This window comes from Alteromonas sp. RKMC-009 (assembly GCF_003584565.2).
GTDB lineage: Bacteria > Pseudomonadota > Gammaproteobacteria > Enterobacterales > Alteromonadaceae > Alteromonas.
Genome location: NZ_CP031010.1, coordinates 1,070,662 through 1,093,473, shown reverse-complemented (window position 1 = coordinate 1,093,473; position 22,812 = coordinate 1,070,662). Strand labels below are relative to the sequence as shown.

21 protein-coding genes are annotated in these 22,812 nt (G+C 47.7%); 4 read left to right on the top strand and 17 right to left on the bottom strand.

Going from position 1 to position 22,812, the window contains the following annotated elements; all coding sequences use genetic code 11:
- Positions 1-39: 39 nt before the first annotated feature.
- From DS731_RS04800 to DS731_RS04785, 4 genes are all read right to left on the bottom strand, one after another.
- Complete coding sequence (locus tag DS731_RS04800) at positions 40-879, bottom strand: class II glutamine amidotransferase (protein ID WP_119500259.1); 840 nt, start codon at positions 877-879, stop codon at positions 40-42.
- A 107-nt stretch (positions 880-986) separates the two neighbouring features.
- Positions 987-1,790, bottom strand: coding sequence for a polysaccharide pyruvyl transferase family protein (locus tag DS731_RS04795; protein WP_119500258.1), 804 nt, complete (start codon positions 1,788-1,790; stop codon positions 987-989).
- A 71-nt stretch (positions 1,791-1,861) separates the two neighbouring features.
- Complete coding sequence (locus DS731_RS04790) at positions 1,862-2,653, bottom strand: Stf0 family sulfotransferase (protein WP_119500257.1); 792 nt, start codon at positions 2,651-2,653, stop codon at positions 1,862-1,864.
- Between the two features lie 31 nt (positions 2,654-2,684).
- Entirely contained in the window at positions 2,685-3,545 is an 861-nt protein-coding gene (locus DS731_RS04785; RefSeq protein WP_119500256.1) for a glycosyltransferase family 2 protein, read from the bottom strand.
- 77 nt (positions 3,546-3,622) lie between these two features.
- Between DS731_RS04785 and DS731_RS04780 the strand changes: the two genes are divergently transcribed.
- Complete coding sequence (locus DS731_RS04780; RefSeq protein ID WP_119500255.1) at positions 3,623-4,432, top strand: sulfotransferase family 2 domain-containing protein; 810 nt, start codon at positions 3,623-3,625, stop codon at positions 4,430-4,432.
- Positions 4,433-4,499: 67 nt separating this feature from the next.
- On the opposite strand, the gene DS731_RS04775 is transcribed toward DS731_RS04780, so the two are convergent.
- Genes DS731_RS04775 through DS731_RS04760 form a run of 4 tightly spaced genes read right to left on the bottom strand, consistent with a single transcriptional unit; the run spans position 4,500 to position 9,127 of the window.
- Entirely contained in the window at positions 4,500-5,489 is a 990-nt protein-coding gene (locus tag DS731_RS04775) for a hypothetical protein (protein WP_119500254.1), read from the bottom strand.
- Positions 5,489-6,616, bottom strand: a complete 1,128-nt coding sequence (locus tag DS731_RS04770) for a glycosyltransferase family 4 protein (protein WP_119500253.1) — start codon at positions 6,614-6,616, stop codon at positions 5,489-5,491. Before DS731_RS04770 ends, DS731_RS04775 begins: the two co-directional genes overlap by 1 nt.
- 38 nt (positions 6,617-6,654) lie before the next feature.
- Complete coding sequence (locus tag DS731_RS04765) at positions 6,655-7,974, bottom strand: O-antigen ligase family protein (RefSeq protein WP_119500252.1); 1,320 nt, start codon at positions 7,972-7,974, stop codon at positions 6,655-6,657.
- Complete coding sequence (locus tag DS731_RS04760; protein ID WP_119500251.1) at positions 7,958-9,127, bottom strand: glycosyltransferase; 1,170 nt, start codon at positions 9,125-9,127, stop codon at positions 7,958-7,960. The genes DS731_RS04765 and DS731_RS04760 overlap by 17 nt, the downstream gene beginning before the upstream one ends.
- A 453-nt stretch (positions 9,128-9,580) precedes the next feature.
- Here DS731_RS04760 and DS731_RS04755 point away from each other — a divergent pair, with 453 nt between their 5' ends.
- Positions 9,581-9,994, top strand: a complete 414-nt coding sequence (locus DS731_RS04755) for a 3-phosphoshikimate 1-carboxyvinyltransferase (protein ID WP_119503302.1) — start codon at positions 9,581-9,583, stop codon at positions 9,992-9,994.
- Between the two features lie 56 nt (positions 9,995-10,050).
- On the opposite strand, the gene DS731_RS04750 is transcribed toward DS731_RS04755, so the two are convergent.
- The 4 genes from DS731_RS04750 to DS731_RS04735 form a co-directional block, all read right to left on the bottom strand.
- Positions 10,051-10,779, bottom strand: a complete 729-nt coding sequence (locus DS731_RS04750; protein WP_119500249.1) for a tyrosine-protein phosphatase — start codon at positions 10,777-10,779, stop codon at positions 10,051-10,053.
- A gap of 19 nt (positions 10,780-10,798) precedes the next feature.
- Positions 10,799-13,015 (bottom strand): GumC family protein, encoded by a 2,217-nt coding sequence (locus tag DS731_RS04745; RefSeq protein WP_119500248.1) that lies wholly within the window; start codon positions 13,013-13,015, stop codon positions 10,799-10,801.
- Between the two features lie 61 nt (positions 13,016-13,076).
- On the bottom strand, positions 13,077-13,538 hold the full coding sequence (locus tag DS731_RS04740; protein ID WP_119503301.1) for a polysaccharide biosynthesis/export family protein: 462 nt from the start codon (positions 13,536-13,538) through the stop codon (positions 13,077-13,079).
- Positions 13,539-13,624: 86 nt separating this feature from the next.
- Positions 13,625-14,827 carry an outer membrane beta-barrel protein gene (locus tag DS731_RS04735; RefSeq protein ID WP_119500247.1) on the bottom strand — a complete coding sequence of 401 codons (1,203 nt, stop codon included), beginning with the start codon at positions 14,825-14,827 and terminating at the stop codon, positions 13,625-13,627.
- A gap of 328 nt (positions 14,828-15,155) precedes the next feature.
- Here DS731_RS04735 and DS731_RS04730 point away from each other — a divergent pair, with 328 nt between their 5' ends.
- Positions 15,156-16,562 carry an undecaprenyl-phosphate glucose phosphotransferase gene (locus tag DS731_RS04730; protein ID WP_232373537.1) on the top strand — a complete coding sequence of 469 codons (1,407 nt, stop codon included), beginning with the start codon at positions 15,156-15,158 and terminating at the stop codon, positions 16,560-16,562.
- Between the two features lie 156 nt (positions 16,563-16,718).
- Here the strand turns inward: DS731_RS04730 and DS731_RS04725 are convergent, their stop codons facing one another.
- The 4 genes from DS731_RS04725 to DS731_RS04710 all read right to left on the bottom strand — a co-directional run bounded on the left by DS731_RS04725 (position 16,719) and on the right by DS731_RS04710 (position 20,024).
- Positions 16,719-17,666, bottom strand: a complete 948-nt coding sequence (locus DS731_RS04725; protein ID WP_119500245.1) for a hypothetical protein — start codon at positions 17,664-17,666, stop codon at positions 16,719-16,721.
- A 15-nt stretch (positions 17,667-17,681) separates the two neighbouring features.
- Positions 17,682-18,347, bottom strand: a complete 666-nt coding sequence (locus DS731_RS04720; protein ID WP_119500244.1) for a hypothetical protein — start codon at positions 18,345-18,347, stop codon at positions 17,682-17,684.
- Positions 18,334-18,882: an RNA polymerase sigma factor gene (locus DS731_RS04715; protein ID WP_119500243.1), complete on the bottom strand. Its 549-nt coding sequence runs from the start codon at positions 18,880-18,882 to the stop codon at positions 18,334-18,336. Before DS731_RS04715 ends, DS731_RS04720 begins: the two co-directional genes overlap by 14 nt.
- A gap of 233 nt (positions 18,883-19,115) precedes the next feature.
- Entirely contained in the window at positions 19,116-20,024 is a 909-nt protein-coding gene (locus DS731_RS04710) for a hydrogen peroxide-inducible genes activator (protein ID WP_119500242.1), read from the bottom strand.
- 266 nt (positions 20,025-20,290) lie between these two features.
- On the opposite strand from DS731_RS04710, the gene DS731_RS04705 reads away from it, so the two are divergent.
- On the top strand, positions 20,291-21,271 hold the full coding sequence (locus DS731_RS04705; RefSeq protein WP_119500241.1) for a universal stress protein: 981 nt from the start codon (positions 20,291-20,293) through the stop codon (positions 21,269-21,271).
- Between the two features lie 125 nt (positions 21,272-21,396).
- On the opposite strand, the gene DS731_RS04700 is transcribed toward DS731_RS04705, so the two are convergent.
- On the bottom strand, positions 21,397-22,668 hold the full coding sequence (locus tag DS731_RS04700) for an inorganic phosphate transporter (RefSeq protein ID WP_119500240.1): 1,272 nt from the start codon (positions 22,666-22,668) through the stop codon (positions 21,397-21,399).
- Positions 22,669-22,812: the final 144 nt, after the last annotated feature.

Sequence of the window (22,812 nt, the reverse complement as noted above, 5' to 3'; positions counted from 1 at the left end):
ATCCTGCCGGATTGACCGACAGCCATGCTGAGAGATTTGCTAAGCGCAATCTCTCGGCATGTTTGAGGGACTGACCATGGCGGCTTCAGACTTGTGTACCGGCACATCGACTTTTCCACTGGCAATCACTTCACCCAGTTGCCATAACCGCCATTCTCCCCGTTCATAGATATCCCAGGTTTCATCGTGGGTAAGCGGTTCTGTTGCGATAACACTGACCACGTCTGCCGGCGTGGTTTCAGAGGCAAAATCCACTTCCACCTCCACATCTTTCAGACAGGCCGGTCCGAATGGTGCCCGGCGGGTAATGCTGGCCAGCTTGGTACTGCAAAAAGTGAACAGCCAGTCACCGTTACTCAGCAAGCAGTTAAACACACCCTGCTCAGCATATTCTTTTGACAGGGCCACCAGCGAAGAGGCCAGTTGATCAGGCATAGCATCGCGGGGCAAAGTCTGACGGATTTGATTCATTAAATCGCAGAACAGCTCTTCACTGTCTGTGTCACCGATAGCTTCGTACATGCCGGCTCTGCGGGTAAACCCGGGGATCTGGCCATTATGGGCAAACACCCAGCAACGCCCCCACAATTCACGGGTAAACGGATGCGTATTAGAAAGGTTGATGTTACCCACATTCGCCTGCCGGATATGGCAGATTGCCGTTTTACTCTTTATCGGTAATTTTGAAACGAATTCAGCGATTTGAGAAGTCGCGCAGGGTTCCGGATCGTGGAAAAGCCGGACGCCCTTTCCTTCATAAAAAGCGACACCCCAGCCATCTTTGTGAGGACCGGTTTCCCCTCCCCTGCGGGTCAGGCCGGTAAAACTGAAACATAAATCGGTTGGCGTATTGGCACTCATGCCAAGGAGTTCGCACACAATGCATTCCTTACAACATTACCTGTTGCAGGAGCATAGCCAAAACCCCGTTGCTATTCAAATTAACAACGGGGCGTGCTGAGCGTTTATTACGTGCTGGTAACGACTTATGCGCCCCAGAGATCGAAGGGGAAAGCCTGATAAAGCTTATCTGTGATTGCGGTGAAATCCGGTGGCGCAGGTAAATCCATAGAGATGCCTTCCGCCAGGCTGGTCACTTTAGGAATTTCAGTACGCCCTGTGCCCTGATAATAATCTTCATACTTAAACATCGACTCGCCGCTGCCGGAATCGTAAAAGATAGCAGGCACGCCGTATGCTTCGGCAATGATGACACCATGTAATGAACTGGAAATAACCCGTTTACTGTTCACAATAGCTTCAATGAACGAGCCGGGATACTGCATGGGTGTAATCAGATCCTTCTCATAGCCTTCGTACTGCGCCATATCATCGTTCATGTGGTTGATAATGATGTAGTCTTTTTTGTGCGCCTTTTCCATCAGGTGCTTTGAATAAAAATGAGGAAGCAGTAACGCCGGGTCACCGTAAACTTCCGGCACACTGATGCCACGGTTCATAAGGTATTCACGGGTAAGGGGGCCACGCACAGCTCGGACGTCGAGGTTATCAAACTGAATGACCTTATCGCCCATTTTTTTGTTATAACCTGTGCCCCACAATGTATCTCCGTCCCGCGCAAAATGCAGAACAGAGCCCACACTGACCAGCTTGGTTGAGGGATCCAGTTTGTCTTTGATGAGCTTTCCTTTCATAGCGAGTACGCGCTTTACCAGATCGTAAGCCACATAATCGCCGATATTTGGCCGGTCATCTTTCTTCGACTGCCACCAGTACACCCGCTTTTTCTCTTCTGCCAGTGCCTGTTTTTCTGCCCATTGATTTAACATAGTTTTCCTTTAATACTCACGGCGGATTACGCCGTCGTTCCACTCTTTATCTGGCTCAGAACCTGTCTGATTCAGGATAATTTTTTCGACAACTTGTGCCAGAAACTTTCACGGTTAAAACGTAACAGTTCATCGTCGCCGTTAAACTCCTGCTGAAACCGTACCTGCCACTGTTTGTTTAAAATGTTACTTTGCTTTTTGGTCACCGGCGTTGGCGGAATACGGTGACTCTCCACCGCCAAATCCATAAAGTCAGCAATTCTGAGTACAGAATTAGCAGTGTTGGTTTTTACATCTGCAAAATTCAATTCCATATATTTGCTGCCGGTTGCCGCCAGGGTGTATCGCCAGGACGCATTTTCCAGGCTGACGCGGCGCAGGCCTGCTTCAATATCTTCAAAGTTGTATTCCGGATCTGCCGCCGGCTTGCCCTGCTGTGATATCCAGGACCCGGTTTGTCTGGCCACTGCCAGCGATACAGCCTGAGCCATCACATCTTCGCGGGTAAGCAACACAAAATGCGGATTCGGCAGCAGTTTGCACATTGCTTTGAATCCGCCGAACTCTTCGATATGGGAATAGTGCACTTTGATACCGAACACACCATTCGGGGATGTCCGCCGCGCCCTGAGCTCATCAAGCACTTCCGGCAAAGTTTTGCGATTGAGACGCAGTTTCCATTCGTCGAGGTTTTTTCTGTTCACGTATTCAAGGGGAAAGCCAAAAGCACCGGTTTCATGAAGCACATGTCCAAGCATATGACTGCCTGAGCGCACGGTTGATGCAATCACCAGTGTTTTTTGGGTTTCCGTCTGATGAGGGAAGTCGTGTTCTGAAGAAAACTGATCCTGATAGAGTTCCATGATTCTTCTCCTGTAATGAGGGCCCGTAACCCTAACTGACCCGCTGTCGCACTTTTTTTGCCGTTACTGCAGCCAGGTGGTTCAATGTCACAGACAAACCGGCAATGTGAACAGACTTCATCACCCATTTAAGCTTGTCTTTTTTGAGTGGCAAATACACCAGCAATTGAGCAGCCACCCGTTTCCGGTAATTCCCGTCTCCGAGAAACTGGCGGTGTTTGTCTGCTGAGCGCAGGCGCACCACCGCTTCGTCCGGCGTCATTTTCGCTACTTTGGCGCCGATGCCATCCATGTTCATGAAGCGGTATAAGAAGATGGGCTTGGGAATATTCCATAATGAATAGCCCAGCTCTGAAAGCCTCACGTACATATCCCAGTCCTGCCCGTTGGGCAGGGTTTCATCGAAACGTTCCTTTAAAGCGATATCACGTTTCACACTGAAACCGCTCATACCGCAATATTGATTCCCAGTGCGGAGTACTTCGCGCTCTACCCGTCTTGAAGGCTGCACGAACAGTTGCTCACCACCTAAAACCTGATAACCGCTGACCACAGCGTCCGCGCCGTTGTCGTAAGCTTTTTTGTGTTCCCACAAATATTCCGGCAACCATATGTCGTCGTCATCGAGAAAGGCGATGTAATCACCTTTTGCGCTGTCTACTCCAATGTTACGAGCCTTGTTCGCACCCGATGATTCTTTCAAAAAGTGATAGTGGAAGTTCGGCTTTTCTGAAAATTCAGTGAGAATGTCATCATATGGCAAGGAAGATGCATCATTCACTACAATCACCTCAAGCGGCTGCTCAACTTGTGCATATACACCGTCCAGCGCTTCTTTGAGTTCTGCAGGTCGATTGAATGTTGTAATAACAACGCTGAATTTGTCGCTCATTGGTATCCCTGTGAGTTGCAATCCGAATAGGAAGTCTGCGTAGATTTCCCGAACATGAATATGATGGAGCAAGAATCATGCAAGAAATCTTAAAGCAGCAATCAGAGAAGTATCTCGCCCGATATCCGAAAATCTTTTTTTGCCACGTTCCTAAGTGTGCCGGCGTCTCTCTGTCTAATGCCATCTATCAGTCTGTCTATCCATCACTGCTGAAAGCAACCCGCTTCACCGGCCATATTGATCTCAGAGCCAGCAGGGAGTGCGAGAAGTTACTGGGAGTGGACATGATGACTGCAAGGGAAACCCAGTTAACTTTTCAACTCAGCAGTAAACACCAGGTATTTACTACCGGCCATTGTGTGGCGCGCCCTGAGGTAGTCAGTAACTTTTACAAAGACTGGCACTTTTTGACGATACTCAGAAAGCCTGCAGACCGCTTTATTTCTGAATATGTATACAACCGCTTTAAAGAATCGGAATGGCAGAAAAACGAAACTGACATCGAAGAATATCTGCAGTCAGAAAAGGCGCTTAACTCGGCAGTCACCTATGCCCGCTATTTTTCCGGATACCGCAATGCCGCTGACATTATGGCGAATGCAGATGATGTGATTGCTAAAGCTGTTGCAAATTTGCGTCATTTCTCGGTGTACGGCACGCTGGAGCAAATGGATAAATGGCAGGAAGATTTTAATCAGCGCTTCAGCACCCGTATCAATATTGCCAGCAAAAATACCAGCCCGAATCGTGGTGCCTCATCAGCCATTACCAGTAACCCGAAATTAATGGGCGTTATTACAGAGCTGAACCGCGTTGACCAGGCCATTTATGATGCTGTGTATGCGATGGTGAATGACAAACAAACCTTGCAGGCCAGAGCAAGCTGATTTTTGGCTGCAACGAAAAAGCCCTGCTACGACGCAGGGCTTTTTGTTATGAAACTGCAAGAGATAATCAGGTAGTCAGTACTACCCGCCAGGATTCTCTGATAGCTTCCTCACCGTAGCGGTCTACAGCCTGATTCACTACCACACTGGAATCAACGTACTCCAGATTTGCCAGTTGGGTTTCCAGATTATCCGGTTCAATAATTTTAACGAAAGGAAACTCTCTGGCCTTCATTCGTGCGAAGGCGGAATCGAAACACAGTACATTAGCGCCTAAACTCATAGCCATGTAAAAGGTGCCGGAGGATATCATCGCGTTATCATCGTGGGCCATGATAACAAAGCGCGTGTCAGACACCGCGTCTTCCAGCGTTTCTTCTTTTACAAATTCATTATTCCAGTCCACCTGCAAACCTCTCTGGTCAATAATACTGTACAACCTGGCTGCATATTCCTTGTCGGAACAAAAGCCCATCACCTGCAATTTCTGATTCAGCGGCCACACCTCTAACAGTTTATCGAGGCGCTTGTAGGGCTTAATTGATCCAAAGTACAGAAAGTCGATACCTTTTTGGGTATCTCCGATGGCCTCAAAGAATTGAAATAAATCCCTGTCGTTAAAATAAAGCGGGTGCTTCACCACGCTTGATTCTATTCTGTCGGTCATTTCAAGGGTGACAACCCGGTCCGCAATAAGCGTCAAGAGCTTCAATATGAATGTGTAAAGGGCAGAGTGAGTACTTACATTGTGAGGCTTGTAGTTGTGACGTACCCAAATTACTTTGCTACTGAACAAGGGAATGGAACAGACAGTAAGAAAGAATGCGAGGAGGAAGGCCCAGCGTTTGGGCCCGCTCATGCCCTTGCGAAAGGGCTGATCTTCATACCAGTTTAATACCAGCCAGTTTTCCTTTCTGCTGAACAGGTTTGCCGGACGGAAGAGGTGTTTGAACGGGCGGATATCATATCCCAGCTCGCTGAACGCCCCTTTTATCCTGTCGACAAACCCGTTGCTATGTACAAAAGGATACAGAAACAGCTTACGTCTTTCAGTCATCAGGCCGCCGTGCGTGGTTGAACAGGAATGCCCATAGCAAGGTTATTCGCAATCACGTAAGTATCATCAGAGATGGCATCCCAGTTGAAGGTGTTCAGGAACGCTTCTTTATTAATAGCCAGCTTCATATCATCCACGTGGGTGATTTTGTAGGCCAGCGCGTCAGTATCGCCAACCTTGAAGTAAGCATCTTCCGGCAAACCGATATCAGTGTTCGGTGTAATATCACTGATTAACACTTCTGTACCGGCACTGATGGCTTCCAGTGCAACGATAGGCAAGCCTTCGTGGTAAGACGGTAATACAAACACCCGGGCGAACTTATACAACGCGTTCAGTTCATCCCCCTGACGGCGGCCGGCAAAAATAATTTTATCGCTGGCCTGTTTTTTCAGTTTCATAGAGTATTCATCTTCGTGGTCTGCACCACCTACAATGACCAGTTTCAAATCTGTGTCAGATTTTTTGTAAGCTTCGACTAAGTCGTGAAAGCCTTTCTCAGGAACGAGGCGACCAACAGTAAGTACATACTTACCCGGTTCAATACCTAGATCCTTTGGCAATGCTTCAGCACCCATCTGAGTATCCATATCGGTTTTAGCACCGTTGGGTACGAACAGGATACGGTTCGATTTACCGGAGAAACGGTTCTTCAGCACGCCGGTGAGAGAACGGCCAACCACAATGGCGCGGTCTGAGAATTTCACTGCCATGGTTTCACCAAACTTCAAAATATTTTTGGCAAACTGATTCCATTTCTGTCTGTCATAGTCAGCGCCATGGTGAGTTACCATAACCTGCATACCCAGCAGCTTCGCCAGTGGTGTAAACAGAGCCGGCCCGATACCGTGGATATGTAATACATCCGGCTTCACCACGAAGCGGGCGTAAAAAATAGCCAGGAAGGTGTGTAAAAATGTCTCGATGAACTTATGCTTCAAAGTCCACACAGAACGCAGTTTTACGCCTTTGTATTCTTCAACAGATTGATCCACATACGGTGAGCGGCAAATCACAGTGACATCCATGCCCGATTTGACCAGCCGCGGATACAGTTGCTGGCAATGAGATTCGATTCCGCCCATTACGTCGGGAATTCCTCTTAGTCCTACGGCACATAGTTTCATAACTTTCTCCAAAATCTCAGGACAAACCTGAGTTAAAATCAATTCGCCAAACGAGACACAAAGGCAGGTGAGTCAAACCATGCATTGCGAGGTAATTTCACCGGTCCGATGGCGTTGCCAATTAAGATGGCAAATAAAATCAACCCCTCGATATTCCAAAGAGGCATGGTGGCGAAGTTCATAATCAAAAATCCCACCATTGATGAACAAAGCATCCAGGCAAACTGCTTGTTCTTAATCCTCATCGCCTGCACTACAAAGCTGGCAGCAGCGAAGAGGAATGTGAGCAGACCAATCAGGCCATACTCATACAAATACGATACGTAGGTGTTGTGTGCGTATTTCGGGAATACGCCGGACCATGATTCAGGGCCCCACCCCACCAGCTGATGTACAAATGAACCGTTCACATACTCATAGATATACAAACTCCAGAGGTACACCCGGGCAGAGAAAATGTCTTTTTCAGCCTCGGAGTAGTAGAACGGTGCCTTGATCAGATCGTCGATACTGGTCAGGAATACAAATACATCAGCAAAACGGTCCTGCATGGTGTACGAGGCCATGAGGAACAACATGCCCATGCCGAAGAACGCGGCAAAGAAAAACACAGTCTGGTAACGCGGTGCGATTTTTGATGACATTGCGGTGTAAGCAAAAATGGCAGCCAGCGGTAATATCGCCAGAACCGAGGTGCGGTAGTTCACCAAAACCAGTACTACACAACCTAATGCAAACAGCGCGCCACGAAATCGTATCGCGCCCGGAGACAACAAACCCACCACTAAAATGAACCCGGCGATGATCATCGAAAACGCCGCTTCGTGGTTATAACCCCCGATATAGCTGGCTGAACCATCGGCTTCAGTGGCTTTCACCTCACCCAGCAGCACTGACATCACAGCGAGAGAAACAGGTAAAAAGAAGCTCACCAGCAGTTTCTTTAATACAAAATCTTTGTCAGTTTTTCTTATCGCCATGAACATTGCACACGCTATTGATAAGAAAAACATCCACTTAACCATTACGTTGATCAGGCCGCTTACTCCGCCGTTAATCACTCCGCTGGCTACTACAGCAACAAAGAAAGCGTAAAGGGGCAGCAAAACACGCAACTGGTACACTTTTGGCGGCAGCATCAGTAAACCGGTTGCAGCAATGCCGATTGAAGCCAGGGCATTAATAGAAAATCCGGCAATAAGCGGGTCATAAGTGATTTGATGGAACGCGGAAAGGAAAAAGCGTAACCAAATTGCGACAACTACAAAGGCAAGATACTTATTACAGTGCTGACGAATTGTCTGCCAGACCAGCCAGGCGCTGATAAGGCTGAACAGTAATTTAACGGCCAGAAACATGTTCAGTCTCCGGCTGTGATTGTTGTAATTTAAGGGCTTTAAGCAGTTTTTCGCGGAACACGGCATTACTGAATGTAGCGGCACGTTCAGCACTTCGCTGTTCGTAACGCTGTTTGTTTTCGTCCCGCGACATATAATCCAGAGCACCGGCAACGCCTGATACACTGTTTACTTCACAAATACAGCCGTATGACTGAGCTTCAAATCCTGATACGTTGTACGGATACTCACCGGTAAGAATTTCAGCAGGACCGGACTCACAGTTGGTCGCCACCACGGCCTTGCCCAAGCACATAGCTTCAGCAATGGCGTTGGGGAAACCTTCAGCGTTCGACGTCGACACAAAAAAATCTGCGCCTTTGATATATGGATACGGATTGGACTTAAAGCCCAATAAATGCAGGCGCCCGCTTAACCCTAAAGACTCAGCCCGTTGCAATAAGGCCTGCTTTTCCTCTCCCTGTCCGAGAATAACGATGTCGTGTCCGACAGAAGATGCCGCTACGGCTTGCAGCAGCAAATCAAAATTCTTATTGCGAACCAGTCTGCCAGTGCCAATGATGTAGGGCTTTGACGGTAAATCATCCACCGGTTGTTGTGCCATGGCGCTGATGTTAGCCATGTTGTACGGGTTGTAGATAGTTTTAATCCGTTCCCGCTTTACCGAAAAGTTTTCGATAAGGTCAGCTTTTACGCCTTCGCTCACAGCAATTACGCAATCAGCAGAAGGATATGTCGCTTTCACCAGGCAACGGGAGATAAAATCTTTGAGGCCACCGGACAGGTGACTGGATGTATTTACCCGTTCGCTGATCACAGCGCGATACCCCAGGCGTTTAGCCAGAGAGACATTAAGCATATTGGCGCGGGTTAAAAAACTTACGCAGGTATGCGGCGCTATTTTTTCCAGCGCTTTTTTCAGTGCGCTGTAGCCACTGTGCAAACTACCTTTCGTATCGAGTACGACCTGATTCACATACTCAGGACACTGCTGTTCCTGCGGCAAATCATCAAGCAGTATTAAATGCACGTTATAGCCAGCGCTCTGAAAATCCGCTTCCATGATAGTCAACAACTTACACATCACCCGCTCAGCTCCACCGCCTTCGAGGGAGTTGATAATAAACGCGATGTTGTGTTTTGCCTGTTGCATGTGCTTTTCCCTGCTGGTCACTTCCGACACATATTTAAATGCGATATACAGGGTCTATTCAGCTTTTATGCCAGATCGTAAAATAATGTACGGGCTTTATGTCTGGCTGAAAGAATATCTAAATCCGATGTTCTCTCCCACTACACCAGAAAAGATTAACCAACTGATTTTAAATCAGTTTTAAAGTTTGGCGTGAATTTATTTTATGCTTGCAGACGGATTAAAGATCCATGCACCAAACCCAAAATTACAACTTTAGTATAAGAAATGGCATTTCAGATCTGAATGACTGTTGCTGTGAAGCAACATTTACGCTGTTGATGGCAATTTATTCCCTGTCACATAAATTTCCTCTGCCCGGATCTCAGTACTTCCTGAAGCAGAGCACATTTATACCGGCTGTCTTTTTGAGTTAAGATGACGGAAAGCCACATCACCGGAAGATTATTTGCCGTGGATAACACACCTCATCCTGTCCATGAGTCACAACTGATCCAAAAACTACTCAGTAAAATGCCACCGGATGTTGCTGCATCCTTTTCAGAAGAACAGCTGATAGCCATGAACAAAGCGATTGGCGGGCGCAGCTGGGCCAGACATAAGGTGGATGTCCGGGGCACAATCAATATATGGCGGACGAGTTTCTACTTCGTTGTGCTGGCCGGCAAGAACCGCCGCGAATTGTCCCGGCTTGAGCAGCAGGTTGGACGGGCGACAATGGCTCTGATGTTTGCTCTGTTCATTACATTCAGTGTTCTGAGCGGGCTGCTCATCCTTTATCTGATCAAATCAGCACTGGGAATTAACTTGTTTGAAAACTTTTCGCTGGGGATATGGAGCTGGTTTAAAGCTAACATTCTTAATTAGAGGCTTAACAATACAAAACCCGCCGGATGGCGGGTTTGTTATTAATATTGTATCTGTCACGCAGTTGCACCTGCTGCAATGATATCGCCGGGCGTGGTTTTGAACAGAGTATTCGCCACCTCCTCAGAAGCCAGTTCACTGACCACCGCAAAAGCCTCACCCATATCATTAGGACGTCGTTTGGTATCATGGGTATCCGATGCTACCAGGTCAATCTGATTATCCCGCAACATGTCTTTAGCAATCTTTTCTACATGTTCTCCGAAACGCCCGGTGAAAGCCCCTGCAGTAACCTGTAACAGACAACCCTGATTGCGCAGCCACTGGATCTTTTCCGGACGTTTCCATACGTCACGATTGCGCTCAGGATGAGGGATCAAAGGTTGCACCCCTGCATTCAGTAACCAGCGAAACAGTTGATCGAGTCCTGCCGGCATGTTGCTGTGAGGCATTTCCAGCAGTAGTACTTTTTTACCACGGTATTCACCCAGATAAGGTAATTTATCCTCCCTGAACCACACCGGCACCATTTCGTTTATCCGCACTTCCCCTGCACGGGACAAAGACAACGGGATTCCTTCTTTATCGACAGCCTCTTTCAGAGCACTGAATCCTGTGGCAATAATTTCGGGGGTATTGTCAAAAGTGCCCCAGTGAACATGCGGTGTGCACACCAGGTGAGTGACTCCGGCTGCAACAGTCTGCCGCGCCATATCCAGAGCCATGTCCATGTCTCTGGCACCATCATCGATGCCCGGTATTATATGACTGTGTAAATCAATCACAATTTGTCCTCACACTAACTCAGTTAGCATTGTAACCATACTGGTCATAGAAACCACCATAGCGCTCAGACACATCTGATTTTTTAAGATCTACCTGGTTCAATACTACGCCGTCAACACGGTGCCCCACTTGCAGGAACCGGCCCAGACCATTTTTGATCATTTTTTCACTGGTACTGTCAGCACGCACAACATAAATAACGGAGTCACAGCTTTTTGATACAACCATAGCATCAGAAACCGCCTGAGTAGGCGCGGTATCAACAACCACGTATTTGTAGGTTTTCTTAAGATAATTGATCAGTGCTTTAAAGCCGTTACCCGCCAGCAATTCCTGAGGATTCGAAGGAATACTGCCGGCACAAATAATATCAATACCCGATTGCTCGTCATGAACCAGACATTCTTCCAGAGAGTGGGTTTTCATGATCAGGTTAGACAGTCCGGGCTGGTAATTAGGTACATCGAACCGCTTGCCAACGGCCGGACGACGTAAGTCGGCGTCGATAAGAATGGTTTTGTCCAGTTGACCCAGAGCGAAGGACAGGTTGATAGAAACCGTTGTTTTACCTTCTTTCGGCACTGATGACGTCACCAGTATGGCCTGATTCTGCTTCTCAAGATTTATCAGAGATAAACTGGTACGCAGGGTTCTTACCGCCTCGCTGAACTGATGATATTTACTGTCAAAGAAGGCGCGCAGGTCCATGTCTTTACGGCGTTTTACCGAAATAACAGGGATAAGTCCCAACATGCGCTGACCCAATTTCTTCTCAACATCATCCACAGAGCGCACACCGCTGTTCATAGCTTCCAGCACAAAGGCCAGCAGTACGCCAAAACCAAAGCTGGCAATGAATGCCGCCACGATTAACAGCGTTTTATTCGGTGCAGTGGGATTGTTCGGTACCGGAGCAGGATCCAGCACACGGGCATTCGCTGACTCGAAGCCGCCCATCTCACTGGTTTCTTTCAGACGGGTAAACATGGAATTGTACAACTGCTGGTTGATATCCACTTCCCGCTGTAATGCACGCCGTGTATTTTCCAGGTTAGACAACTGACGGTATTCAGATTTAGCCTCTGCAACTTCTTCCTGCAAAGTCACAACCCGTTCCTGTGAAGCACGGTATTGTGTAGTAATACTGGAAATAAGATCGCGGATCTGAGTTTGCAGTGTATCGCGGACGGAATCCAGTTCCGCATTGGCCGCCACCATTTGCGGGTGTTTAGGACCGAATACTTTACTGAGCTCTGATACACGGCTCATGGCTTCCGCCTCCTGACGACGGACGCTTTGAATATTCGGATGATTCAGCACTTCCGGTAAACGGGCCAGCGCACTGTAGTCAGCACCGTTACGCTGAGTTTGTTCATAAATCGTTCTGTTCTGCTTTAACGTAGTTTCAGCTTTCAGCAATTGATTACTGAGTTGCTCAAGCTCTTCCGCTGCCAGACCGACAACACCATTGGTAAGATTTACCAGCTGATTTTTTTCATAAAAGTCAGATAAGTCTTTCTCAGCAGAAGTAAGCTTATCACGCAGGCCTTCCATACTTTCAGTCAGAAAAGAGGTTGCTTTGGTGGTCATTTCCACTTTGGCCTGCAGATAGTTCTCTACATACACATCGCCCATCGTAGTGGCAATGGCGGCAGCCAGACGCGGAGAATCACTGGTCGCAGTAATATTGATGACCTGTGTATTTTCTACCAGTGACACATTAATAGACTTCATCAGTTTATTGATTGCTGCCTGGCGACGCTTTTCTTCCCGCTCGCTTTCGGTTAACTCAGTTTTGGGCGCTTTTTCAATGAAAGGCAAATTAGCGAAAAGCCAGGCTTTCGCTTCTTTAATAAGTGAGATTTCCCCGTCGGAAGGCGGCATAAATACCGGATCATTCGCGAGATCCAGCTCATCCACAGCACGGGCTGCAACCTGCCGGGACTGGATAATTTGATACTGGGTGCGCATGTAGTCTTTGCGGGTAGTGTCAGACTTATACACCTCCTCAATAGACATCACGTTGGCCGGTTGAGATTCAATCAACAAACTGGCTGTTGCAGAGTAAATAGGGGTCATTTTCATCACCACTATTGCCACCAGTGCAGTAAAGACAATCGCCAGCGTAATGATGCGACCAAAATAACGTTTAAATACCTGCCAGTAGTGCGCAAAGTCGATGGTTTCATCATCCAGGATGTTCGCTTGCAGCGAGTCCTTCATTTTCAACGACATACTCTATCCTTTAATTCCATTAATCTTCCCGGTGTCAGCGGGGCTGCAAAATACACTACGCTCAGAAAAAACGTTGCGGAATGGTGATGATGTCACCCGGTTGAATCATGTGACTTACGTTTACCTCAAGGGTATCCTGGCCACTTTCCTGTTCACGGACAATCTGAATGTCTGAACGGGACGCCCGTTCCGTATACCCGCCGGCTAAGGCTGCGGCTTTGTTCACAGTTAAACCCGGCTGATAGGGATAACCGCCGGGATGTTTGACTTCACCATCAATGAAAAACGGGCGGTATTCAACAATAGATACGGCCACGGAAGGATTAACAAGATAATCCCCCTCCAAACCGGTATAAATCAGTTTTTCTACTTCAGAAAGTGTCAGCCCGACAAGCTTTAACTCACCAAGAAACGGATAGTTAATCTTACCTACGTCAGGCAGACGGGTTTCCATCGACAAATCACTTTGACCAAACACATTGATCAGCACTTTGTCACCAACACCCAGGCGATAGGAACTCATACTTGCATTTCCTTCCTGCGCGCTGGCAACACATGCCATGGTCAGCAGAATTAAAGTGGCAAATATCCTTTTCGCATTTGTCATCATTACAAGGTTACCTTTGCTGTTAAACCGTAAACGTTTCTGTCGAACTCAATATCGCTGCGATTACTTTCACGATCGTTCATTGAGTAGTAAAGACCGAACGTCAACCAGCGACGAAACTCGTAATCAGCCGCTAATGTCAATTTCTTTGTATCGTCTTCACGTAAGTCTTCTACGTCGCCAACGTAATCATCGTTCATTAATGCCATGGTGGCGGTAGTCGAAAAGCGTTGAACCCAACTATGCTCCCAGCTGATAGCATAGTCTGTGCCACGAATGTAATCCGCACCGGTGGTATTTGTTTCGCGGGTGTCCTGTTTTGTGCTGACCGTAAATTCTGAGTAGGAGTATGGCAGCCAGCTCATTCCGACTTCCCATGCCAGACCGGAGAAGTCATCACGGCTTGCGGCATCAAAGGATTTCTCTTTGTAGCCAACCTTGGCATAGCTTTGCGTTACCGCGTTAACATCCCAGCTGAAGCCTGCCAGCAGACGATTCTCAATGCTATCCAGTGGATTGGCCGGGTTTGCATCATAGTCATAACGTATTTCGTTGCGGTCAGCGTCCAGTAACAAATTCGTCCCGTCGACAATGCGATAAACAAATTCGGCACCGTATTTTGTCGTGCTTCTGTCGCGAATAAGATACAGTTCTGTGTCGCCATCATAGTCCATGTCTTCGTAGCCTACTGACAGATCAATACGGCCAAAAGCAGACAATGCACCGTAGGAGTAAATGGCTCCAACTTCAGAATTTTTGTAGGTATCCACACTGGTCAGTTCGTTACCAAAACCGTTCGAATATCTGCGGCCACGCTCATCGTGTCCGGCCTCATAGGTGGCAACGCCCTTAAATCTGTTTCTGTCATTAATTTCAAAGTCGCCTTTTAGATGAGCGAAATGGTCGGTGTAGTCATCGGCATCGGTAGAATAATAGTCCCCGCGCTCAAGGCGGTAGCCCATTTCAATGATATGCCCGTTAAACTCAGTGTAAGCATCAATTTTCGGTGAAACGACTGATACCCAGCTGTCTATTTCATCAGCTTCTTCGCTGGCGTAAGTCACGTTATCGATATGAAGAACATCGGTGGTCAGGCCGGGTTTTATATCAAACTTCCCCACCTGAATAGCGCCTTTATCCTGCGCATGGGCAACATTGCCGGCAAATAAGGTGACAAGAATTGCGCCTGAAGTCCGTTTAATCATAGTTTCTCCCGGAGTTTGAGATTGAATAGCTACTCCCTTCCTTTTTTAAGGAGGCGAGCCGGTTCGTCCGGATGAGGCTATGCGATTACTGTGCCATTGCTATCAGTCTATTAGTACTTTTACATTATTTACCATTGTCTTCAAAAAATGTGGAACGGGATCTGCATTAACTCATGCAGGAAACGGTTTTATCTGTGACGTAAATGATATGAGATACCGGTAGTTATCCTGTAACCCATTGATTATCAAAGAACGTCACGATTCGGAGAGACGAAAAATGAAATTCAATTTGCTGCAGAGCCAGACGCTGAATGGCAACGTTACGAGAATGAGCGATGAACGCAGTGGTCTTTCAGGCTCTTATCAAAGTAGCTTTTCTACTATTTACCGGTTAGTCGACCTGACCGCTATCACATTGTGTTTCTATGTCGCGATGTTCTACTACGCCGTGCCTGTGACTACTGGTGCTTTGATCCTCTTATTCATTAATGTTGTGGCATTTCAGGTATCCGCTGAAGCGCTTGATCTGTACCGCTCCTGGCGTTCCAGCAATACCAGCGCAATGATGAAAATGGCAGCCGTTGCCGGTATTATCAGCTTTGTTGCAACACTGGTTTTCGCGTTTGCATTTGCCCACACACTGTCCACCACTGTTGCGGTAACCGGAATGTGGTTCGGCGGCTCGCTAATCACTCTGACAAGCTGGCGTTTTGTGATGCGTCAGTTCCTGTTTAAGGTACGCCGCAGCGGGCTTAACAGCCGCTCAGCAATTATCATTGGTGCCACCGAAGCAGGCTATAATATGGCTGTACAGATGATGGAAAACGATCAACTCGGTATTCGTTTCGAAGGGGTTTATGATGACCGTCCTCAGGACCGTGTTACCGGTGAATTTCGTAACCAGATCAAGGGCAGCATTGATGAAGCCATTGAGCTGGCGAAGACCCACAAGGTAGATTATATCTATATTGCTTTGCCTACGGCTGCAGAAGATCGCATTAAAGCGATTCTGGAAAAGTGCAGTGATACCACCGCTAACGTGTATCTGATCCCTAACTTCTTTATGTACACACTGCTTAACTCTCGCTGGCAAAGTGTAGGAAATGTTCAGGCTCTGAGTATTTATGACACGCCTTTCCAGGGTGCTAACAACATTCTTAAACGTATTGAAGATGTGGTTGTAAGTATGGGTATTCTTACTGTACTGGCAATTCCCATGCTGTGCATCGCTGCCGCTGTGAAGCTGTCTTCACCGGGTCCTGCTATCTTCCGTCAGAAGCGTTATGGCCTCGATGGTAAAGAAATTACTGTGTATAAGTTCCGCTCCATGTCGACACAGGATAATGGTTCTGTGGTAAAACAAGCGACTAAAAATGATCCCCGGGTCACTAAATTAGGAGCGTTTTTACGCCGTACTTCACTGGATGAATTACCTCAGTTTATCAATGTGTTACAAGGACGGATGTCAATCGTTGGACCACGTCCTCATGCGGTCGCGCACAACGAAGAATACCGCAAACTGATCACGGGTTATATGTTGCGACACAAAGTGCGTCCGGGAATTACCGGCTGGGCTCAGGTCAATGGTCTGCGCGGCGAAACGGACACACTGGATAAAATGGCGAAGCGTGTGGAATATGATCTGGATTATATGCACCGCTGGTCTATCCCGTTTGACTTGAAGATCATTCTGCAAACAGTCACCGGGGGCTTTAGTGATAAAAATGCTTATTAACGCCCGTAAATAAGCACCAGACTGATTAAATAAAAACGCCGCAGCCTGAAAGTTGCGGCGTTTTTTTTTGAGGCGTGTGTAATCTTTGCGTTGCCAGTTGTACGAGTGCTCAACACACTTTTTTAACAACTATTTCATGCCATAACTGTCTTGCAGTTAAAAATCGTAAACATTGGCACTGTTTAGCAGTCCGTCAGTATTCAATTTTTCTTTTACGCAATCTTCAATTTTTGATTTCTTAAACACATACACTTTATCATTCTGTCCTGACTGACCGCCCTGAACAAAACCTTTCAGCACAAAAGTCACATGCTCATCATCGGGTAACGCCCGCATTCCGCCGCCAAAGCGACAAAGCGCTTCCCCTATCCCTGCTTCAAAATTACTCAGAAAGGCTTTTGCTGCTTTCAACTGTGCCTGCTTTCGGGCGTCTGCACTTTCCTGTCTTTGCTGCTCGATACTTTCTCTGCGGGCACGCAGAGAGCCTTCTTTGCTGCTCAGCGCCGCCAGTTCTTTTTCAAGGGTGTCCACTTCATCTTTGATAGCTTTTGCCCGCGCTTTATCAGCCTGTCCGGCTTCAAATTCAAGATCTCTTTTGCGACGCTCAATATCTCTGCGTTCCCAGGCAATTTCCCGTTCTTCACTTCGTAAGTCATACATCTGTTCTGTAGATTCAGCGAAGGCTTCACCAAACCGGGAGGCAGTCTCGTCAGCAAAGGCTTCCCATTCGCGACTTAATTCAATATCGATTTCACCGTTACTGACGATCGCCGGTACATCAGGAACCGGGGGGATGGGAGGAATGCGATCAACAATATCTGTTATACGCGACATCCAGTTACCGTTTCCGGTTGAGGAAACCGTAAATACAACACCTTGCCCTGCCAGATACATAGCATCCAGTGAACGGTAACGTATTCCCTCTGAACGCTGTTGCTGCTTCAGAGAGGTATCGACAATACCTTTCACAATTTCAATTTCTTTAGCCAGCCCGGAATAATTCTCAGCGACTGCATATCCCGTATGACATAGCGCCACTGTCATTACGGCCAGTGTTGAACGGTTAATGATTTTAGCCAGTTTCGTTTTGTTCAGTTTACGCATACCCAAGTCCTCGTATTATTCGGTTACCGGTAAATCCGCGCTGTAGCTATTTTCCATCGCGTTGATTTCCTGTTTAAGATGATTTAACTGGCGGGCCATAAAGCGTTGGTCGTCGTCCCGCTGTTGATTAATAAACTTTACGAATTCAGCAAAATCTTCACGGCGCTCCTGTCTGCCGGACGCCAGTAAATATTGAGTCAGTTGCGCTGAACTCTCTCTTTGCTGGGCAGCCATGGCATCGGCATATTTGCTGAACATCAATTCATTGAGCTTCTGATATTTCTGTAATTTCTCATCGACGATGGCTGCGACTTCGTTTTCTTTGTGAGCCGGCTGACTGAATCCTATGGTCACATCGCCTTCGGATATCTGCAGTTGAAAGCCACTGACAACCATCACCAGGGCAACCAATGACATCGCCACAGACATGGCAGGCAAGCCCTGCCATTGCCACCATCTCTGCTTTTCAGGAGCGGTAAAAGTACTGTCACGGTTCCACTCCGGTACATTCATATTTTCGCCGGTGAGCGTTGCCAGCTCAGTTAAACACCGTGCAGCGGCAACCCGTTCTGCAAAATCAGTATTTTGCGCGCAGAGTGCCTCAAACTGTTCCTGCTCAATGTTAGTCAGCGTACCTTCCAGCCACCCTGCCAGCAGTTTTTCCTGTTCATGCTTTTGCATGCTCATCCTCCATCAACACTTTCAGTCTCGTCAGCGCGCTGTATAAGCGCGACTTCACTGTATTTGGTGATAAACCTGTTTGCTGAGCAATCTCATCAAATGTGAATTGCCCGAAAAATTTAAGCTCGACTACTGCCTTCTGAGCCAGAGGCAGGGTTTGCATTGCTTTTAGCAGTGCCTGTCCCGACAGAGTTTCCAGCATGACGGTTTCCGGACAAGGCTGACCACTGTCTGGTTCCGGTATATCCTCAAGCCCCTGCTCAGGCTTTCTTTTGCGATAGAATTCGATACACCGGTAGTGCGCTACCTTAAATAACCAGCCTTTAAAACTGCCCTCCCCGCGGTAGTTTCCGAGGCTTTTAAATACAGACACAAAAATATCCTGCATCAGGTCAGCGGCGTCATCTCTGCTGCCTGTCATACGAACCCCGTAACTGAACACAGCTTTTTCATAGCGTTTGATCAGTGTTATCCACGCCCGCTTCTGCCCTTTCAGCGCGCTGGCCACAAGCTGGTCGTCGTGTTTTTCAAACACGTGTATTCCTTATTACTGTTTAATTGGTTTTCCGGCAGACGGTAATGCCTGCGATGCCACTTTTTCTCTGAAGCTTACAAGTAAAGTCGGAGTGACACAGGAAATAGTTTGAAGTGTTTTTGAATTTTTTCGAAAAAGGGAGTGGAGACGATTTTTGACTTATCCGGGAAGGAATTACCGGAGGAGCTGACGGCCTGCAATCATCGTGGTTGCGGGCCGTTCATAAAGTAGAACTATTTTAGTACCGGAACCGGTAATAAAGGTGACAGTACTTCACCAATTCTTCTGAACAAACGCATCCGTGTGGTACCGGAACGCCATACCAGGCCAATCTCCCGGTATGCATTGTCTTCCGCGGGTAATGCCTTCAGTTCGGTATTTTTAATGATATTCTGATTCAGTGCCAGCTCAGGCATGAAGGTATAGCCCAGTTTACTGTTAGCCAGTTGCACCAGTGTGTATAAACTGCTGGCGGCCAGACTGCTTACCTGCTCACGATGTTGCAGATTACAGGCGCTTACGGCATGACCGGTCATACAGTGCTCCTGTTGTAACAGGAAAATACTGTTGTTAGGCAGAGTCGTGATATCAAAGGGTTCCGGCAATGTGCTGGCAAGACTTTCATGAGCCACCAGATGAAACGGATCATGGCCCAGTACCATCTGCTTGCATCCCGGTGTTTCCATCGGCAACGCAAGGATAAGCAGATCCAACTGGCCATCAGTGAGTTGCTGAAGCAAGTTGTGGGTTGTGTCTTCCTGAAGCTCCAGACTGATGTCCGGCAGAAATGTTTTGAATGCGCCAATCATGCCTTCAAACATGAACGGTGCTATGGTCGGGATCACGCCCAGCTTCAGCTTACCTTTTTCCCAGTTACCGGCATTCTGCGCAAATTCCACCAGTTCACCGGCTTCCTGCAGCAACACTTTACTGCGCTCAACAATCTCCAGTCCCAGCGAAGTAAAGACAAAGGTCTTGTGCTCCCGCTCCAGTAACTGACTGCCAAAGTGCTCTTCCAGATTCTGGATCGCTGTGCTCAACGTCGACTGGCTGACATTACATCGCTGGGCAGCACGGTGAAAATGCTGTTCCTGATGCAAGGTCACCAGATAATGCAGATGTTTCAGGTTAGGCCATTTCATAGTCACAAATCAGATTAGAAAACGATAATTTAATCTAACATAAAGATTAAAAGCACTACAACAATTATCCATGTTTTCTCTGGTTTGAAGCATCTGGTGTGCAGATTGGTAAAATGTATAAAATCCGTCACCAAATATTCATCAACAGGGGCTGATGCGGGAATATTTAAAAACTATAATTAAAAAGATAATGTATAAATGTGATCACAGCAGTTTTGTGCTTCCGGCAAGACGTGTCATTTTTTGCCGGAAAAGGAGGGGAATAAATGAAAGGGCAATTTAGTAATATACTGTGCGTGTTGCACGACACACACGGCCAGGACGTGCTGGTAGAACGGGCGATGCAAATTGCAAACAAGCATAACGCATCACTGACTATCATGCTGGCACTTGAGGCACTTCCCCCGAATGCCCGTATGATCATGCAGTCCTTTGAATACCTGGAGTCAGATTCATCGCTGACTCAGTCTGCACAAAGCTGGCTGGATGAGCAGATTGCGGTGTGGAGCAAACAATACCCGGCCAAAGGGATTGTCAGCACCGGTCACCGGTTTATCAATATTATCCGGCAGGTAGTGTCGGCGGATCATGATCTGGTTATTAAGCTGAATGAAAACGACGTTGTCAGTAAAATTACCGGCAGTGATGACAGGCACCTGCTGCGCAAGTGCCCCTGCCCTGTCTGGATCATGCACAAAGTACGCACCACATCGCTGCAAAACGTAGTGGCAGCCGTCGATGTAAATTATCATTACCCTCAACACGAAGTGGCTATCCGTAAACAACTGGCTCTGGATATCCTCAATACGGCCTGGCGTGTGGCTGAAGCGGAAAATGCCTCACTGCATGTTGTGCATGTGTATGACGCGGTGCCTGAAAATATCCTGCGGCAGGGCTTTATCAGCGTTGATGAAGACGCGGTGCAGCACGATTTAAGCAAAATCAAACTGGAGCGTGAAGAAGAGGTCAACCGGTTGCTGGGACTGATTGCTCTGGATCACAACGACGAATCTCCAACCATAGCGGAACCTGCCGTTCATCTTGTGCGGGGCTATCCCCGCCGTGACATTGCCGCTACAGCAAATGCATGTAACGCCGACCTTATTGTAATGGGAACATTGTCCCGCCTTGGCGTCCCCGGCTACATCATGGGCGGTACCGCAGAAGAAACCATTGAGCAGATTGATTGCGCGGTGGTGGGCTTAAAGCCTGACGGCTTTGTAACACCGGTGGATGTTGACGGCTAAACCACTACGTGCGGAAGATTTGTGGCCGGATTTGAGCGCCGGCCTGAAACGAAAAAAGCGAAACAGTGACTGTTTCGCTTTTTTTGTTAGTCCGGTTTCAACTGACTGGCAATCAGCTTTGCTGCTTACTCAACGCCAAACCAGGCTTTAAGGCCAAAGAAGCAGATAATCGCCAGAATGGCACCTGCAGGCAGCGTAATAACCCAGGAGACGACGATATTGCGTACGATACCCAGATTAAGCGCCGAAACACCACGTGCCATACCCACACCTAACACCGCCCCCACCAGGGTTTGCGTAGTGGAGATAGGCAAACCTGTGCCCGAAGCAATAACAACCGTACAGGCAGCAGCAAGCTCTGCAGCAAAGCCACGGCTCGGTGTCAGATGGGTGATCCCCTGACCGATAGTTTTAATAACACGATGACCGAATAACGCCAGGCCAGCCACAATACCTAAACCACCCAGAGGCAGGATCCATGGCGCCAGTTCTGAGTTTGCGTTAATTTCACCGCCAGAAGTAACCACACTGACGACTGCCGCCAGTGGACCAATAGCATTGGCTACGTCATTTGAGCCGTGAGCGAAAGCCATACAACAGGCCGTTACTACCATCAGCATTGCGAATATCTTTTCGATATTGGCACTTTGAATATCAGCACTCTGATTTTCAGAAAATGTCATGCGGGAAATCGCATACCGGCCCAGGCCTGCCAGCATAATGGCAATAACAACGGCCAGCACATACCCCATTTCCGGAGACAGTGTCAGACCAACATGCTTGAGGCCTTTCTTGATGGTAACCAGCGACATGACGAAGCCTGCCAGCCCCATGTAAAACGGAACAAAACGTTTGGCGTTTTTAAACGGCGTGGCCGTGTCAAAAATAAGCTTATGCGCACTGATGAAAATAAGATAAGCAATGATGCCGGAAATAGCAGGTGTCACCACCCAGCTTCCAACAATGCCGCCCACTTCGCCCCATTCAACGGCATCCATACTTACGCCGGTGGCAGTGAATCCGATGATGGCACCAATGATAGAGTGCGTAGTTGATACAGGCCAGCCTAACCAGGACGCCAGTCCCAGCCAGATACCTGCGGCAAATAACGAGGCAATCATCCCCAGAACCAGATAATCCGGCCTGTCGGTGAAGAACATGGGATCAATGATCCCCTTACGAATAGTGCTGGTGACTTCCCCACCCGCCAGATAAGCTCCGGCAAATTCGAAAATCATCGCAATGATAATTGCTTGCTTGATGGTTAAGGCTTTAGATCCTACCGATGTACCCATTGCATTGGCTACATCATTGGCACCGATCCCCCACGCCATTATAAAGCCGACTACCGCGGCCAGGATAATAAGCGTCATGCCATAACTTTGCAGAAGTTCCACAGGTCTCGCTCCTGGATTATTCGCTGACTAAGCTAGAAAACGCCATTTGGCGCAAAGTAAAGGAGGTTTTATCTTCGCAGTCGAAAATGACAACCGGCGCTAACGGTGTGATATCTGGCATAGATTATTTTTTAAACGTTTCCA

Coding starts and splice junctions, on each gene's coding strand:
- DS731_RS04770 (WP_119500253.1), bottom strand. CDS start 6,616: ATGAAACTATGTGCCGTAGGACTAAGAGGAATTCCCGACGTAATGGGC.
- DS731_RS04705 (WP_119500241.1), top strand. CDS start 20,291: ATGAAAGGGCAATTTAGTAATATACTGTGCGTGTTGCACGACACACAC.
- DS731_RS04730 (WP_232373537.1), top strand. CDS start 15,156: ATGAGCGATGAACGCAGTGGTCTTTCAGGCTCTTATCAAAGTAGCTTT.
- DS731_RS04785 (WP_119500256.1), bottom strand. CDS start 3,545: ATGAGCGACAAATTCAGCGTTGTTATTACAACATTCAATCGACCTGCA.
- DS731_RS04740 (WP_119503301.1), bottom strand. CDS start 13,538: ATGAGTTCCTATCGCCTGGGTGTTGGTGACAAAGTGCTGATCAATGTG.
- DS731_RS04710 (WP_119500242.1), bottom strand. CDS start 20,024: ATGAAATGGCCTAACCTGAAACATCTGCATTATCTGGTGACCTTGCAT.
- DS731_RS04795 (WP_119500258.1), bottom strand. CDS start 1,790: ATGTTAAATCAATGGGCAGAAAAACAGGCACTGGCAGAAGAGAAAAAG.
- DS731_RS04745 (WP_119500248.1), bottom strand. CDS start 13,015: ATGTCGTTGAAAATGAAGGACTCGCTGCAAGCGAACATCCTGGATGAT.
- DS731_RS04720 (WP_119500244.1), bottom strand. CDS start 18,347: ATGCAAAAGCATGAACAGGAAAAACTGCTGGCAGGGTGGCTGGAAGGT.
- DS731_RS04790 (WP_119500257.1), bottom strand. CDS start 2,653: ATGGAACTCTATCAGGATCAGTTTTCTTCAGAACACGACTTCCCTCAT.
- DS731_RS04775 (WP_119500254.1), bottom strand. CDS start 5,489: ATGACTGAAAGACGTAAGCTGTTTCTGTATCCTTTTGTACATAGCAAC.
- DS731_RS04725 (WP_119500245.1), bottom strand. CDS start 17,666: ATGCGTAAACTGAACAAAACGAAACTGGCTAAAATCATTAACCGTTCA.
- DS731_RS04765 (WP_119500252.1), bottom strand. CDS start 7,974: ATGTTTCTGGCCGTTAAATTACTGTTCAGCCTTATCAGCGCCTGGCTG.
- DS731_RS04735 (WP_119500247.1), bottom strand. CDS start 14,827: ATGATTAAACGGACTTCAGGCGCAATTCTTGTCACCTTATTTGCCGGC.
- DS731_RS04760 (WP_119500251.1), bottom strand. CDS start 9,127: ATGCAACAGGCAAAACACAACATCGCGTTTATTATCAACTCCCTCGAA.
- DS731_RS04780 (WP_119500255.1), top strand. CDS start 3,623: ATGCAAGAAATCTTAAAGCAGCAATCAGAGAAGTATCTCGCCCGATAT.